This is a genomic window from Clavibacter michiganensis subsp. insidiosus, from assembly GCF_002240565.1.
Taxonomy (GTDB): Bacteria; Actinomycetota; Actinomycetes; order Actinomycetales; family Microbacteriaceae; genus Clavibacter; species Clavibacter insidiosus.
Genome location: NZ_MZMO01000001.1, coordinates 2,001,748 through 2,014,099 on the forward strand (window position 1 = coordinate 2,001,748; position 12,352 = coordinate 2,014,099).

Sequence of the window (12,352 nt, forward strand, 5' to 3'; positions counted from 1 at the left end):
CGGGGCGCCGCCACCCGCGTATTGTTGGACGCGGTACAGAAACACCCGCACCAGCGCCCCGAGCGGCGCGCACAACGGAAGTCCCCATGATCCCCACCTCGCGCACCCGCGCCCTCGCGGGCCTCGGCGCCCTCGCCGCGACCGCCCTCCTCCTCACCGGATGCACCTCGGCCACCCCCGAGGCCTCGACCACGCCCGTCTCCGGCGGCACCCTCGTCTACGCGTCGGGCGACGCCGAGCCCGAGTGCCTCGACCCGCACGTCGGCGGCAACTACCCGCAGGCGCTCGTCTCCTCCCAGTTCCTCGAGCCGCTGGTGTCGCTCGACGGGAAGGGCGGGATCACGCCGTGGCTCGCCGACAGCTGGACCTGGAGCGACGACGGGCTCGGGCTCGAGCTGAAGCTGCGCCAGGGGGTGACGTTCACCGACGGCACGCCGTTCGACGCGGGCGCGGTGGTCGCGAACATCCGCCACGTGCAGGATCCCGCGACGCTCTCCTCCACCGGCTACCTGGCGCTGCAGGCGATCACGGACGCGACCGCGGTCGACGCCTCCACCGTGCGGCTCACGCTCTCGACGCCCGACAGCGCGCTGCTCGAGTCCCTCTCGCAGCCGTGGCTCGCCATGGAGTCGCCCGCCGGGATCGCCCGCGGCACGGACGCGAACTGCGCGCAGCCCATCGGCACCGGCCCCTTCAGCGTCGAGCGCTGGGACCGCCAGCAGTCGATCTCGCTCGTGCGCAACGACGCCTACTCGTCGCCGCCCGCCGACGCCGCGCACACCGGGCCGGCGTACCTCGAGCGCATCGACTGGCGCTTCCTGCCGGACGCCGCCTCCCGCTACGCGGCGCTGCAGAGCGGCGAGGTCGACGTGATCGACAACGCGCAGCCGGACGCGATCGCCTCGGCCACGGCGGGCGGCGCGCTCGGCGAGCTGGACGCGCCGCGGCCGGGCGCCGCGAACCGCATCGAGCTGAACTCGGGCCAGGCGCCCTTCGACGACGAGCGCGTGCGCGAGGCGTTCATCCGCGCGGCCGACGTCGACGCGGGGATCACCGCACTGTTCCGGGGCACCGCCGAGCGCTCGTACTCGCCGCTCGCGAGCACGGAGCCGGCCGCCGTGTCCGACCCCGACCTCTTCGGCATCGACGCCGACCGCGCGGCCCGGCTCCTCGACGAGGCGGGCTGGTCCGCGAAGGACGCCGACGGGATCCGCACGAAGGACGGCCAGCGCCTCACGCTGCGCTTCCCCGTGAGCACCAACCAGTCGATCCCGGCCGAGCAGTCACTCTTCGAGCAGATCCAGGCCACCACCAAGCAGGTCGGCTTCGACGTGCAGCTCGAGCCCATGGACCTCGCTTCCTGGTACGCGGCGCTCGGCGACGACGCGTACGAGCTCGTGAGCGCGCCGTACACGAAGGCGGGTCCCGACGTGCTCCGGATCCTCTACGACACCTCCGGCATCACGCCCGCGCCGAGCGGCTACTTCGCCAACCACGCCAAGGTGTCGGTGCCGGAGATCGACCAGGCGCTCGCCGAGGCGCGCGCCACGACCGACCTCGACCGGCGGAACGCTCTCTACGCGGACGTGCAGCGTCGCGTGATGGCCGGGCACTGGATCCTGCCGCTCTACGACCAGCAGAACCACTTCCTGCACGGCACCGCTGTCCAGGGCCTGCGTGCCCTGCCGTCGGTCTCCACGCCGACGCTGTACGACACCTGGCTCGCCCGGTGATCCGAGGCCGCGCCGTCCGCGCGTCCGGCTCCCGAGGACCCGCGCTCCTGCGGGCGGTCGGGACCCGGATCGGCGGCGCGGTCCTCGTGCTCTGGGCGGTCGCGACCGTCACGTTCCTGGCGGTGCGGCTGATCCCGGGCGATCCGGCGCAGGCGATCCTCGGCGGCCCCGGCTCGCAGGCGCCGCCCGAGGCGGTCGCCGCGGTGCGCGCCGAGTACGGGCTCGACCAGCCGCTCCTCGTGCAGTACCTCGCGCAGCTCGGCCGGCTCGCGCAGGGCGACCTCGGTCGGTCGTACGCGCTCCGCGAGGACGTCGTGGCGGTGCTCGCGCGGCAGCTGCCGGGCACGCTGCTGCTGGCGGTGCTCGCGCTCGCCGTGGCGTGGATCCTCGCGCTCGGCCTGGCGCTCGTCTCCACCGGCGCCGGACGCCTCGCCGCCGCGGTGGGCGCGGGCGTCGAGATCGTGGCGGCGTCGCTGCCGCACTTCTGGATCGGCGTGGTGCTGATCCTCGTGTTCTCCACCGGGCTCGGCTGGCTGCCGGCCGTGAGCGGACCATCGCCCGCGGGCCTCGTGCTCCCCGTCCTCACCCTCGCGATCCCGCTCGCCGGGTTCCTCGGGCAGATCATGCGCGAGGCGCTGCTCGACGCGCTCGACTCCCAGTTCGCGCTCGCGGCCCGGGCCCGCGGCGAGTCGGAGGCCGGCGTGCGGCTGCGGCACACCCTGCGGCACGCGGCGGCCCCCGGGATCGCGCTCTCCGGCTGGGCGTTCGGCTTCCTCATCTCGGGAGCCGTGGTCGTCGAGCAGATCTTCGCCCGGCCCGGCCTCGGTCGCACCGCGCTCGCGGCCGTGACGAGCCGGGACGTCCCCGTCATCGTCGGCGTGGTGCTCGTCGTGGCGGTGATCTACATCGTGCTCACGGCCGTGACCGACCTCCTCGCGCGGATCGTCGACCCGCGCCTCGTGGATGCGCGCACCGGGCCCGTGCTCGCAGCCGCTCCCGTCCCCGCCGCGGCCTCTCCCGCAGTCGTCTCCGCAGCAGACGCCGACGCACCGGCGGCCGTCCGATGAGCGACCCCCGCGCCGAGACGCTCCTCGCCGCCGCGCCGTCGCGCCCTCCGGTCCGGATCCTGGCCGTCGCCGGGACCGCGGGCGCGGCGATCGTCGTCGTCCTGCTCCTCGCCTCCGCCCTCGCCCCCGGCCTCGTCGCGCCCGGCGACCCGCTCGCCATCGCGCCCCCGGAGGCCTTCCGCGCGCCGGGACCCGGCCACCTCCTCGGCACCGACGAGTCCGGCCGCGACGTGCTCACGCGCGTCGTGCACGGCGCCGGCCCCAGCCTCGTCATCGGCGTGAGCGCCACGGCCATCGGCCTCGGCCTCGGCGCGGTCCTCGGGCTCGCCGCCGCGCTCCTCGGCCGGGTCGCCGACTTCGCCGTCAACCGCGTCATCGAGGTGGTCTTCGCGTTCCCGGGCCTGCTGCTCGCGCTCTTCCTCATCGTGATCCTCGGGCCCGGCATCGGCAGCGCCACCCTCGCCGTCGGGATCTCGGCCGCGCCCGGCTACGCGCGCATCATCCGCGGCCGGGTCATGTCGGTGCGGCGGTCCGCCTACGTCGAGGCCGCGACCGTGCTCGGCCGTCCGCCGCTCGTGGTGCTCGCGCGGCACATCCTGCCGAACACGGCCGCGCCGCTCTTCGTGCTCGGCACGCTGGGCGTCGGCCAGGCGATCGTGTGGGCGTCCTCCCTCAGCTACCTCGGGCTCGGCACCGTGCCGCCGGATCCCGAGTGGGGCGCCATGCTCGCGGCCGGCCGCACGTACATCGGCTCGGCGCCGTGGCTGACCGTGGTGCCCGGCCTCATGATCGTGCTCACCGCCACCGCGTCGACCGTGCTCGGCCGGGCGCTCGAGCGACGGGTGCGCGCGTCGTGAGCGCCGGATCCGGCCGGGCCGCGCCCGCGACGCCGCCCGCCCTGCGCGTCGAGGACCTCCGGGTCTCGTTCGACGGCGTCCCCGTCGTCCACGGGGTCTCGCTGCGGATAGCGCCCGGCGAGTGCCTCGCGCTGGTCGGCACCTCCGGCTCCGGCAAGAGCGTCACCGCCCGGAGCCTCCTCGGCCTCGCGGGCGCGGGCGCCGACGTGCGCGCCGACGTGCTGGAGGTGGGCGGCCGGGACCTGCGCGACGCCGGCCCCCGCGAGTGGCGGCGCGTCCGCGGATCCGGCGTCGGGCTCGTGCTGCAGGACGCGCTCTCCTCGCTCGACCCGCTGCGCCCCATCGGGCGCGAGATCGGCGACGCCCTCCGGATCCACGGGATGCGGGACCCGCGCGCCCGGCGGGCGCGCGTCCTCGAGCTGCTCGAGCGCGTGGGCATGCCGGATCCCGCGACGCGCGTGCACCAGCGCTCGGGCGAGCTCTCGGGCGGGCTGCGGCAGCGGGCGCTGCTCGCGGCGGCCCTCGCGCTGGATCCGCCGCTCCTCGTGGCCGACGAGCCCACGACCGCGCTCGACGCCACCGTGCAGGCCCGCATCATCGACCTGCTCGCCGACCTCCGCACGCGCGGCCAGGCGACCCTGCTCGTCAGCCACGACCTGGCGGTCGTCGCGCGCCTCGCCGACCGCGTCGCCGTCATGCACGACGGCCGCGTCGTCGAGGAGGGCCCGACCGCCGACGTGCTCCGCACGCCCGCGCACCGCCGGACGCGCGCGCTCGTCGCCGCCGTGCCGACGGATGTCCCGCGCAGCGTGGCGCTGTCGGAGGCCCGGATCGACGCGGCCGCCGCATCGTCGACGACGACCGCCGCACCGCACCCGGACGACCGCGTCGTCCTGCGCGCCACCTCGCTGACGCGCTCCTACCGGGGCCCGGCCGGATCCGCCCGCACGGCCGTCGACGACGTGTCCCTCGAGGTCCGCCGCGGCCGCACGCTCGGCCTCGTCGGCGGATCCGGCTCCGGCAAGACCACGGTCGCCCGCCTCCTGCTCGCCCTCGAGGAGCCGGACGCGGGCGACGTCACGCTCGACGACGCGCCGTGGAGCGGCATCCCGGAGCGCGACCGCCGCGGCCGCCGCGCACGCGTCGGCGCCGTCTACCAGGACCCGCTCGCGTCCTTCGACCCGCGCTGGACCGTCGACCGGATCCTCCAGGACGCCCTCGCGGTCGCCGGCCTCCGCGGCGCCGACGCGTTCGACTCCCCCGCGACGCTCCTCGCGCAGGTGGGCCTCGATCCCGCGCTCCTCCGCCGCCGTCCCGCCCGGCTGTCGGGCGGCCAGCGGCAGCGCGTCGCCATCGCGCGCGCCATCGCGGCCCGCCCCGACGTGCTGATCTGCGACGAGCCCGTGTCCGCGCTCGACATCGCCGTGCAGGCGCAGGTGCTCGACCTCCTCGACGAGCTGCAGCGCCGCCTCGGCCTCGGCGTCCTCCTCATCTCGCACGACCTCGGCGTCGTGGCGCACATGAGCGACGAGGTGCTGGTGATGAGCGACGGCCGCGTGGTCGAGCGCGGATCCGCCGACGACGTGCTGACGCGCCCGACGCACCCCGTCACCCGGGCGCTCCTCGACGCCGTCCCCCGGTTGGATCCGGACGCCGCGCCGCGCTGACCGGGCCGGCGCCCCGCGTCACGCCCCGGCGTGCCGGTCGAGGAAGGCGTAGAGCTCGCGGTCGTCCACCCCGGGGAAGGACCCGCGCGGCAGCGGCGCGAGGATGTGCGCGTGGAGCCGCGCGCTCGGCCACGCGCGGTCGCGCCACCGGCCGGCGTCCTCGGGATCCGCGCGCCGGCAGCACGACTCGTCCGGGCACCGCGACACGCTCCGCGCCGTCGTCTCGCGGCCGCGGAACCACTTGGCGTGCGCGAAGGGCACGCCGAACGAGATGGAGTACTCGCCCTCGGCCGTGGATCCCGTCTGCGTCGAGCACCAGAACGTCCCCGCGGGCGTGTCCGTGTACTGGTGGAACTCGGTCGTGCGGTTCGTGCGGTCGAACGCGCCGCGCGCCGCCCACTCCCGGCACACCGGCTGCCCCTCGACGGCGCCCGTCACGTCGACGGGCAGCGGCAGGCCGTCGTTCTCGTACGCCTTGTAGACCGCGCCGTCGCCGCCCACGCGCAGGAAGTGCACGCGGAGGTCGAGGTGCGTCGTGCTGATGTTCGTGAGCCGCAGCGCCGCGGCCTCGTGCGTGACGCCGAACGCGTCGCGGAAGTCCTCCACCGCGAGGTCGCGCCGCGCCTTGGCCTCCGCGAGGAACTCCACCGACTGCGTCAGCGGCATGAGGCACGCGGCCGCGAAGTAGTTGATCTCCAGCCGCTGCCGCAGGAAGTCGGCGTAGCTCGCGGGCTCCTCGTGGCCGAGCACGCGGTGCGCCATCGCCTGCAGTGCCATCGAGCGGAGGCCGTGGCCGCCGGGGATGGAGGCGGGCGGCAGGTAGATCCGCCCCTCGCCGAGGTCGGTGACGGAGCGCGTCGACCGCGGCAGGTCGTCCACGTAGATCAGCTCGAACCCGAGCCCCTCGGCCATGCGGCTGACGCTGCGGTGCGAGAGCGCCCCGCTGCGGTGGCCGACGTCGGCGAGCATCCGCTCGGCCAGCTCCTCGATGGCGGGGATGTGGTTGTGGCGCTCGCGCATCATGAGCCGCTGCTCGGTGTTCGCCCGCCGCGCCTCCTCGGGCGTCGCGATCGACTCGCGCTCGCGTCGCGCGAGCTCGCGGTGCAGCCCCACGAGCGCCTCGAGCGTCTCCTGCGGCAGCGCCCTGCTCGCGGGGACGGCCGGCAGCCCGAGCGAGCCGTACAGCGACGAGCGCTGCGCCCGGTCGAGCTCGATCTCCAGGGCCGAGCGCGCGTCCGGCGCGTCGGCGGCGAGCAGGTGCGTGACGTCGACGCCGAGCGCGCCGGCGATCCTCCCCAGCGTCGACAGCCGCGTCTCGCGCCGGCCGTTCTCGATCATGCTCAGCTGGCTCGGCAGGATCCCCGCCCGCTCCCCCAGCGCCTGCAGCGTCAGCCCGGCGCCCTTCCGCGCGTGCCGGATGCGCCGGCCGATGACGAGCTGGTCCATGCATTCACCTCTCCGTGAACATCCGCCATTCTTCACGCCGACGGATCCCCGAACCCCATCCTGGCGCGCCACAGGCTGGAACAACAGACCGATCGACGAGGACGGACCGACATGACCAGCATCCAGGACGCACCCCCGCTCACCGACGACCGCCCGCGCGGCGACCGGACCGACACCGGCACCGGCACCGGCACCGGCACCGGCACCACCGCGCCCGACGCCCGCCCGCTCCCGCCCGGCGCGGCTGCCCCCGCGCGCTGCCGCGACCCCCGCGTCGCGGAGTGGGTCGCCGCCGTCGCCCGGCTCACCCTCCCCGACCGGGTCGTCTGGTGCACGGGCAGCGTCGCCCAGTACGACCGCCTCACGCGCGAGATGGTCGACGCCGGCACGCTCATCCGGCTGAACCCCGAGTGGCGCCCGCACAGCTTCCTCGCGCGCAGCGACCCGGCCGACGTCGCGCGCGTCGAGGACCGCACCTTCATCTGCTCACGGGACGAGGCCGACGCCGGCCCCACGAACAACTGGCGCGACCCCGCCGAGACGCGCGCCGAACTCCGGGACCTCTTCGCCGGATCCATGCGCGGCCGCACCCTCTACGTCGTCCCGTTCTCCATGGGCCCGCTCGGCGGCGCGATCTCGCAGCTCGGCGTGCAGATCACCGACAGCCCCTACGTCGTCGCCAGCATGGCCCTCATGACCCGGATGGGCGACGACGCGCTCCGCCTCATCGGCCCGGACACGACGTGGGTGCGCGCGCTGCACGGCCTCGGGGCGCCGCTCGTCGACGACGACGGGATCCGCCACCCCGACGTGCCGTGGCCGCACAACGCCGACAAGCGCATCTGCCACTTCCCCGAGGATCGCGAGATCATCTCGTTCGGCTCGGGCTACGGCGGCAACGCGCTCCTCGGCAAGAAGTGCTTCTCGCTCCGCATCGCGTCCGTGATGGCGCGCGACGAGGGCTGGCTCGCCGAGCACATGCTCCTCATCCGGATCACGAGCCCGGAGGGCCGGCGCTTCCACGTCGCGGCCGCGTTCCCGTCGGCGTGCGGCAAGACCAACCTCGCGATGCTGACGCCCACGATCCCTGGCTGGACGGTCGAGACGCTGGGCGACGACATCGCGTGGCTCCGCCCCGACGTGCAGGGCCGCCTCCGGGCCGTGAACCCCGAGCGCGGGCTCTTCGGCGTGGCCCCCGGCACGGGCGAGGCCACGAACCCCGTCGCCATGGCGACCATCTGGGGCAACGCGATCTACACGAACGTCGCCCTCCGCCCCGACGGCGACGTGTGGTGGGAGGGCATGACGCCGACGCCGCCCGCGGGCCTCGTCGACTGGCAGGGGAAGCCGTGGTCGCCCGGATCCGGCACCCCCGCCGCGCACCCGAACGCGCGCTTCACCGTGGGCCTGGAGCAGTGCCCGTCGCTCGCGGACGACTGGGACCACCCCGACGGGGTCGTGGTCGACGCCATCCTCTTCGGCGGCCGGCGCGCCACGAACGTCCCGCTCGTCGCGGAGGCGGACGACTGGGAGCACGGCGTCTTCGTCGGCGCGACCATGGCGTCGGAGCGGACGGCCGCCGCCGAGGGCCGGGTCGGCGAGCTCCGCCACGACCCCTTCGCGATGCAGCCGTTCTGCGGCTACGACATGGCCGACCACTGGCGGCACTGGCTGGAGGTCGGACGAGGCCTCGGCGCCGGCGCGCCGCGCGTCTTCCAGGTCAACTGGTTCCGCAAGGGCGAGGACGGCTCGTTCCTCTGGCCGGGCTTCGGCGAGAACGCGCGCGTGCTCGAGTGGATCGTGCGGCGCGTCGAGGATCGCGTGCCCGTCGTACCGACCCCGGTGGGCGGCCTGCCCCTGCCGGAGGACCTCGACGTCGAGGGGCTCGACCTCGCCGACGGGGCGCTCGAGCAGCTGCTCGCGCTGGATCCGGCGCTCTGGCTCGAGGAGCTCGACGCCGTGGACGCGCACTTCGCGCGCTTCGGCGGCCGCGTGCCCGCGGAGCTGACGGCCCGACTCGACCGGATGCGCCGGGCCTTCCGGGAGACCGCGGCGCCCGCGCCCGCCTAGCCGGGAGGCCGGATGCGCGGGTCGTCGCCGCCCCCCCCCCCCCCCCCCGCATCCGGCCTCCGCGCCCCCATCCGGTAGCGTGGATCCCGCACAGAAGGCACCTCACCATCGACACGGTGCCGTCCACACTGAGGGAACCGGAGCACGCATGGCAGACGAACGACGTCCGGACACCGCGCAGGGCACGGCCGCACCGGTCACCCGGGTCCCCGACAAGCCGGCCCTCGAGGGCCTCGAGGCGAAGTGGGGCGGCCGCTGGCAGGCCGACGGCACGTACGACTTCCGCCGCGACGAGGCCGCCGCCGGCACCGTCTTCTCCATCGACACCCCGCCGCCCACGGCGAGCGGATCCCTGCACATCGGCCACGTCTTCAGCTACACGCACACCGACGTCGTCGCCCGCTACCGTCGCATGCGCGGCGAGAGCGTCTTCTACCCGCTGGGCTGGGACGACAACGGACTCCCCACCGAGCGCCGCGTCCAGAACTTCTACGGCGTCCGCTGCGACCCGACGCTCCCCTACGACCCGGATTTCCGGCCCTCCGAGACCGGCGGCACGTCGAAGCCGGGCGACCAGCAGCCCATCTCCCGCCGCAACTTCATCGAGCTGTGCGAGCGCCTCACCGAGGAGGACGAGAAGCAGTTCGAGGACCTCTTCCGCACGCTCGGCCTGAGCGTCGACTGGCGCCAGAGCTACCGCACCATCGGCGCCGAGGCGCAGGTGGCCTCGCAGCGCGCGTTCCTCCGCAACCTCGCCCGCGGCGAGGCGTACCAGGCCGACGCCCCCACCCTCTGGGACGTCACCTTCCGCACCGCGGTCGCGCAGGCCGAGCTCGAGGACCGCGAGCAGCCGAGCGCCTACCATCGCCTCGCGTTCCACCGCCCCGACGGCGACGACGTGATCATCGACACCACGCGCCCCGAGCTCCTCGCGGCGTGCGTCGCCCTCGTCGCGCATCCCGACGACGAGCGCTACCAGGGCCTGTTCGGCACCACGGTCACGACGCCCGTCTTCGGCGTCGAGGTGCCCGTGCTCGCCCACCACCTCGCGCAGCCCGACAAGGGATCCGGCATCGCCATGGTCTGCACCTTCGGCGACCTCAACGACGTCGTCTGGTGGCGCGAGCTGCAGCTGGAGAACCGCGCGATCGTCGGCTTCGACGGCCGCATCGTCTCCGAGGCGCCCGCGGCGATCACGTCGGAGGCCGGCCGCGAGGCCTACGCCGCCCTCGTCGGCAAGACCGTCTTCTCCGCGAAGGCGGCGATGGTCGAGCTCCTCACGGAGTCCGGCGAGCTCATCGGCGAGCCACGCAAGATCACCCACCCCGTGAAGTTCTACGAGAAGGGCGACAAGCCCCTCGAGATCGTCTCCACCCGCCAGTGGTACATCCGCAACGGCGGCCGGGACGAGGAGCTGCGACAGGGCCTCATCGGCCGCGGCCGCGAGATCGGCTTCGTGCCCGACTTCATGCGCGTGCGCTATGAGAACTGGGTCGGCGGCCTCAACGGCGACTGGCTCGTCTCCCGCCAGCGCTTCTTCGGCGTCCCGCTGCCCGTCTGGTACCCGCTCGACGCCGACGGCAACCCGGAGTTCGAGAAGGCCATCACGCCCACCGAGGACCAGCTGCCCGTGGACCCGTCCTCGGATCCCGCGCCCGGCTACACCGAGGACCAGCGCGGCATGCCCGGCGGCTTCCAGGGCGAGCTCGACGTCATGGACACCTGGGCCACCTCCTCGCTCACCCCGCAGCTCGCGGGCGGCTGGGAGCGCGACCCGGAGCTGTTCGACCTCGTCTTCCCGTTCTCGATGCGCCCGCAGGGCCAGGACATCATCCGCACGTGGCTCTTCTCCACGGTCCTCCGCGCAGAGCTGGAGCACGGGACGGCGCCGTGGACGACGGCCGCGATCTCCGGCTGGATCCTCGACCCCGACCGCAAGAAGATGTCGAAGTCCAAGGGCAACGTCGTGACCCCCGCGGCCACGCTCGAGCAGTTCGGCTCCGACGCGGTGCGCTACTGGGCCGCCTCCGCCCGCCTCGGCGTCGACGCCGCGATGGACCCGCAGAACCCGACGCAGATCAAGATCGGCCGCCGGCTCGCGATCAAGGTGCTCAACGCCGCGAAGTTCATCCTCTCGTTCGAGGCGCCCGAGGGCGCCCGCGCCACCCACGCCATCGACGTCGGCATGCTCGCCGCCCTCGCCGAGGTCGTCGAGACGGCGAGCACCGCGCTCGAGGAGTACGACCACGCCCGCGCGCTGGAGGTCACGGAGAGCTTCTTCTGGACCTTCTGCGACGACTACCTCGAGCTCGTCAAGGACCGCGCCTACTCGGCCGACGCCGACCCGGCCGACCGGGGATCCGCGGTCGCGGCGCTCCGCGAGGCACTCGACGTCCTGCTGCGCCTGTTCGCGCCCTTCGTGCCGTTCGCGGCGGAGGAGGCGTGGAGCTGGTCGCACGACGGCTCGATCCACACCTCCGCGTGGCCGACCGCGCCGACGCCCGATGCCCCGGCCACCGGCGGCGCGCCCGACCCGCGGCTGCTGGCCCTCGCCGGCCGCGCGCTCGTGGGCATCCGCCGCGCCAAGACCGACGCCAAGGCCTCGCAGAAGACGCCCGTCGCCGAGGCGGTCGTCTCCGCGTCGCCCGAGGACATCCGCTCGCTCGAGCTCGTGGCGCGGGACCTCCGCGCCGTGGGCCGCATCACCGACCTGACCTTCACCGAGGGGGACGGCCCCGCCGTCACCCGCATCACGCTCGCCCCCGTCGAGCAGCCCGAGGAGAACCGCGCATGACCATCTCGATCCGTCCCGTCCGCGACGGCGACTTCTTCCCCTGGTTCGACCTGTTCGCGGGCTACGCCGAGTTCTACGGCACCGAGCTCACGGACGAGGCCGCCGTGCTGGCCTGGAGCCACCTCATCGACGACGCGCACGCGAGCTCCGCGCTCGTCGCCGTCGACGACGCTCACGAGGGCGCCCTCGTCGGCCTCGCGCACTTCCACCGCTTCTCGCGCCTGGCCCGCGGCACCGACGGCCTCCTCGTCGACGACCTGTACGTGCGGGAGATCTCGTGCCGCCAGGGCGTGGGCGAGCAGCTCATCGCCGCGGCCGCCGAGGTCGCGCGCCGGGACGGCGCGAGCATGCTCCGCTGGATCACCGCCGAGGACAACGCGGACGCGCAACGCCTCTACGACCGGGTCGCCCGCCGCACCACGTGGGTCACCTACGAGCAGGACGTCTGATGCAGCTCGGCACGCGCTGGCCCGTCGGCGGCGTAGCCCCGGCGGACCTGCCCGAGGTCGTCCTCCTCGCCGTGAAGACGGTCGAGTCCGACGTCGTCGGCCTCGAGACCGACACCTCGCAGTGGCGCTGGACGCTCACGTGGCTCGAGCGGAAGCCCGTCGTCGAGCTCGACGACGGCACCGTGATCCGCTACGACCCGGTCGAGGACGCGGCGACCATCACGATCCCCGGCGAGTCGACGGACGACCCCTTCGACGACTGACCGCAC

The 12,352-nt window shown here is 74.6% G+C and carries 9 protein-coding genes; 8 read left to right on the plus strand and 1 reads right to left on the minus strand.

The annotated features are described in order from the left end of the window. Positions 1–86: 86 nt before the first annotated feature. From B5P21_RS09720 to B5P21_RS09735, 4 genes are read left to right on the plus strand one after another with little or no spacing between them, the layout of a single operon-like run. Positions 87–1,733, plus strand: a complete 1,647-nt coding sequence (locus tag B5P21_RS09720; protein ID WP_094171081.1) for an ABC transporter substrate-binding protein — start codon at positions 87–89, stop codon at positions 1,731–1,733. Then, positions 1,730–2,800 (plus strand): ABC transporter permease, encoded by a 1,071-nt coding sequence (locus B5P21_RS09725; protein WP_094171082.1) that lies wholly within the window; start codon positions 1,730–1,732, stop codon positions 2,798–2,800. The genes B5P21_RS09720 and B5P21_RS09725 overlap by 4 nt, the downstream gene beginning before the upstream one ends. Next, positions 2,797–3,657, plus strand: coding sequence for an ABC transporter permease (locus B5P21_RS09730; protein ID WP_045527735.1), 861 nt, complete (start codon positions 2,797–2,799; stop codon positions 3,655–3,657). The genes B5P21_RS09725 and B5P21_RS09730 overlap by 4 nt, the downstream gene beginning before the upstream one ends. Then, on the plus strand, positions 3,654–5,324 hold the full coding sequence (locus B5P21_RS09735; RefSeq protein ID WP_094171083.1) for a dipeptide ABC transporter ATP-binding protein: 1,671 nt from the start codon (positions 3,654–3,656) through the stop codon (positions 5,322–5,324). The genes B5P21_RS09730 and B5P21_RS09735 overlap by 4 nt, the downstream gene beginning before the upstream one ends. A gap of 18 nt (positions 5,325–5,342) precedes the next feature. Here B5P21_RS09735 and B5P21_RS09740 read toward each other — a convergent pair whose 3' ends face one another. Beyond that, entirely contained in the window at positions 5,343–6,770 is a 1,428-nt protein-coding gene (locus tag B5P21_RS09740; RefSeq protein WP_045527734.1) for a helix-turn-helix domain-containing protein, read from the minus strand. 111 nt (positions 6,771–6,881) lie between these two features. Here B5P21_RS09740 and B5P21_RS09745 point away from each other — a divergent pair, with 111 nt between their 5' ends. From B5P21_RS09745 to B5P21_RS09760, 4 genes are all read left to right on the plus strand, one after another. After that, positions 6,882–8,840, plus strand: a complete 1,959-nt coding sequence (locus B5P21_RS09745; RefSeq protein ID WP_094171084.1) for a phosphoenolpyruvate carboxykinase (GTP) — start codon at positions 6,882–6,884, stop codon at positions 8,838–8,840. A gap of 148 nt (positions 8,841–8,988) precedes the next feature. Beyond that, a complete protein-coding gene (gene valS / locus B5P21_RS09750; RefSeq protein WP_094171085.1) occupies positions 8,989–11,634 on the plus strand; it encodes a valine--tRNA ligase in 2,646 nt (881 codons plus the stop codon). Then, positions 11,631–12,083 (plus strand): GNAT family N-acetyltransferase, encoded by a 453-nt coding sequence (locus B5P21_RS09755; RefSeq protein ID WP_045527728.1) that lies wholly within the window; start codon positions 11,631–11,633, stop codon positions 12,081–12,083. Before valS ends, B5P21_RS09755 begins: the two co-directional genes overlap by 4 nt. Beyond that, positions 12,083–12,346, plus strand: coding sequence for a hypothetical protein (locus B5P21_RS09760; protein ID WP_094171086.1), 264 nt, complete (start codon positions 12,083–12,085; stop codon positions 12,344–12,346). Before B5P21_RS09755 ends, B5P21_RS09760 begins: the two co-directional genes overlap by 1 nt. Positions 12,347–12,352 lie beyond the last annotated feature (6 nt).

Coding starts and splice junctions, on each gene's coding strand:
- B5P21_RS09740 (WP_045527734.1), bottom strand. CDS start 6,770: ATGGACCAGCTCGTCATCGGCCGGCGCATCCGGCACGCGCGGAAGGGC.
- B5P21_RS09730 (WP_045527735.1), top strand. CDS start 2,797: ATGAGCGACCCCCGCGCCGAGACGCTCCTCGCCGCCGCGCCGTCGCGC.
- B5P21_RS09760 (WP_094171086.1), top strand. CDS start 12,083: ATGCAGCTCGGCACGCGCTGGCCCGTCGGCGGCGTAGCCCCGGCGGAC.
- B5P21_RS09755 (WP_045527728.1), top strand. CDS start 11,631: ATGACCATCTCGATCCGTCCCGTCCGCGACGGCGACTTCTTCCCCTGG.
- B5P21_RS09720 (WP_094171081.1), top strand. CDS start 87: ATGATCCCCACCTCGCGCACCCGCGCCCTCGCGGGCCTCGGCGCCCTC.
- valS (WP_094171085.1), top strand. CDS start 8,989: ATGGCAGACGAACGACGTCCGGACACCGCGCAGGGCACGGCCGCACCG.
- B5P21_RS09745 (WP_094171084.1), top strand. CDS start 6,882: ATGACCAGCATCCAGGACGCACCCCCGCTCACCGACGACCGCCCGCGC.